Genomic DNA, 2,560 nt, shown 5'->3' on the forward strand with positions numbered 1-2,560 from the left:
AGTTTAGGTTTGTAGGATGCCTGCCCTTCACCGTGCAGCTGGGCCCGCACCAAAGGCGCATGCGGGCAGGCGTCGTACAAACCCCGAGGGAGGAAACCGCGGAGTGTCCCTGTGCGGCTGGAAGAGTTCTACCACTATGGGGATTGGAGCTATCGTGCGCGGCGTCGGATTGAGGGTGAGGCGCGACGGGACGGGTTGAGATCGACGGAATGCACGTTGGCGAAGTTGTCGAGCCTACGTTTGTGATGGCGCGCAGCGCGCGAAGTCGCGTCATCCATGTCAGGGACGCGACCGTCCGCAATCGGGTCCCGTTGCCGGAGAACCGACGGTTGGTTTGAGCGTCTCGAAACACGGGCGCTCATGCTGGGGCTCGCTGGGCGGGTGGTGCGCGGATCGGTGCGCTGCGCGGCACGAGTTCGATGATGACCATCGCCGCGCCGCAGTGGCGGCAGGTGAAACGCGGCGGGAGCTTGCCGAGTGGTTCGTCCGCCGTAGCCGCTCGTGGACTGGCGGCGGTCGTGACGTGTAGCAGCGCACGTATCTTCGCGAGATTCTCGCGCCGCACGGGGTTGGCGAGCAGACCGTAGTGACGAATACGGTGGAAGCCAGCGGGCAGCACATGCAGCAGAAAGCGGCGCATGAACTCATCGGCACTGAGAGTCATGACCTTGTAGCGGGTGCGCCCCTTCGCGCGATAGTCCTTCCAGCGGAAGGTGACGCCCCGTTCGTCGAGGGCAACCAGGCGCCGGTTGGAGATGGCCACGCGATGCGTATAGCGTGACAGATAGGCGAGCACTGCCTCGGGTCCGGCGAAGGGGCGCTTGGCATAGACGACCCACTCACACGTGCGTAGCGGCGCGAGCCATTGAGCGAAGACGGATGGATCGGCGAGCGCGGCGTAGTCGCCGAAGAAGCGCAGTTGGCCGCGACGATGCGCCGCCATGAGTTCTTCGAGGAAGCGGCGCCGGAACAGCCGTGAGAGCACGCGCACCGGCAGGAAGAAACCGGGTCGGCATGCCACCCATCGTTCACCGTCGGGCGACAAACCACCGCCCGGGACAATGCCGTGCACGTGCGGGTGGTGCGTCAGGGCCGAGCCCCAGGTATGCAGCACGAGCGTGGCGCCAGTCTGGGCACCGAGATGCTTTGGATCGGCGGCGATGGTACGCAGGGTCTCGGCGGCGACGTCGAACAGTAGCCCGTAGATCACGGCCTTGTTGTACCAGGCGATCGCGCTGACTGGCGCGGGCAGCGTGAAGACCACGTGGTAATACTCCACCGGCAGCAGGTCAGCCTGACGCGCCTCGAGCCAGCGGCGCGCGGCGCTCGCCTGGCACTTCGTGCAATGTCGGTTGCGGCAGGAGTTGAAGGCGACTTCGATCTTTGCACAGCCCGAACAGCGCAAAACATGTCCACCCAGCGCCGCGGTGCGGCACTGTTCGATGGCCGACATGACCTTCAACTGCCCCAGGTTCAGGCGGGCGCTCTGTCGCCATGCCGGTCCGTGGGCGCGGAAGATGTCCGCGACCTCGAGCACGGGGCGCTCCAAGCGGTGCCGGGCTACTCGGCGGGCAGGCGGTCCAGCGGACTGATTACTTTGCGCAGAAGGTCAGTGGCGACCTGAGTATAGATGGTGGTGGTCTCGATCTGTCTGTGTCCGAGCAGCACCTGGATCACGCGGATATCCTCCTTCTGTTCGAGCAGATGAGTGGCGAAACAGTGGCGCAGCGTATGCATGGATACGCGCTTGTCGATGTTCGCGCCCTCGGCGGCGGCATGGATGGCGCGGGTCAGTTGCCGCGTGCTGAGCGGGTCGATCGGATCGAGGCCCGGAAACAGCCAGCCGCCTTCGAGCATGCGACCCTGCGCGTGCGCCACGCGCCACCAGACGCGCAGGCGCTCGAGCAGGACCGGCGAGAGCATCGCGTAGCGGTCGCGGCGGCCCTTGCCCTGCTCGATGCGCAGGGTCATGCGCTGGCTGTCGACGTCGCCGATCTTCAGCGCCACCACTTCGCTGGCGCGCAGTCCGGCGCCATAGGCGACCGACAGCGCGGTCTGATGCTTCAGGTTGCCGGCGGCAGCGATCAGGCGGGCGACTTCCTCAGGGCTGAGCACGACGGGCAATCTGCGAGGCACCCGTACCGGCTGCATGCGGGCCATCAGTTCCGGTCTCTCAAGGGTGATCCCGAAGAAAAACTTCAGGCCGGCGATCGCTGCATTCAGCGAGATCGGAGAGGTGCCGTGATCGACCAGATGCAACTGGTAGCGCCGTAGATCTTCGATCGTGGCGGTGTCCGGCGGACGCCCGAGAAATGCGCTGAACTGACGGACCACGCGGACATAACCGGCTTGCGTCTTGGGTGCGAACTTGCGCATGCGCATGTCGTCGATCATGCGCTGGCGCAATGGACTGATGCTCGGGCTGGTGTGAGTCATGGCGGTGCTCCTGACGGGAACGAGGCGGATCGCCTCGTCCTCCATCATGGGAACCGCGCGGGTTTCCTGCGCCATACCGCTAACGCCCGCCGGAGCCCCAATACCGCGCGAGCGGTTTCGTCCA

The 2,560-nt window shown here is 65.5% G+C and carries 2 protein-coding genes; both read right to left on the reverse strand.

Annotated elements, in window-relative coordinates:
* Nucleotides 1-358 precede the first annotated feature (358 nt).
* Nucleotides 359-1,549, reverse strand: a complete 1,191-nt coding sequence (locus tag AWB74_RS43990) for an IS91 family transposase (protein ID WP_143749532.1) — start codon at nucleotides 1,547-1,549, stop codon at nucleotides 359-361.
* A gap of 11 nt (nucleotides 1,550-1,560) precedes the next feature.
* Nucleotides 1,561-2,436, reverse strand: a complete 876-nt coding sequence (locus AWB74_RS43995) for a tyrosine-type recombinase/integrase (RefSeq protein ID WP_061152730.1) — start codon at nucleotides 2,434-2,436, stop codon at nucleotides 1,561-1,563.
* Between the last annotated feature and the right edge of the window lie 124 nt (nucleotides 2,437-2,560).

This window comes from Caballeronia arvi (assembly GCF_001544695.2).
GTDB classification, from domain to species: domain Bacteria; phylum Pseudomonadota; class Gammaproteobacteria; order Burkholderiales; family Burkholderiaceae; genus Caballeronia; species Caballeronia arvi.

What these genes read in the sequence shown, in the direction of transcription:
- AWB74_RS43995 (WP_061152730.1), bottom strand. Translation starts at nt 2,436, where the DNA reads ATGACTCACACCAGCCCGAGCATCAGTCCATTGCGCCAGCGCATGATC.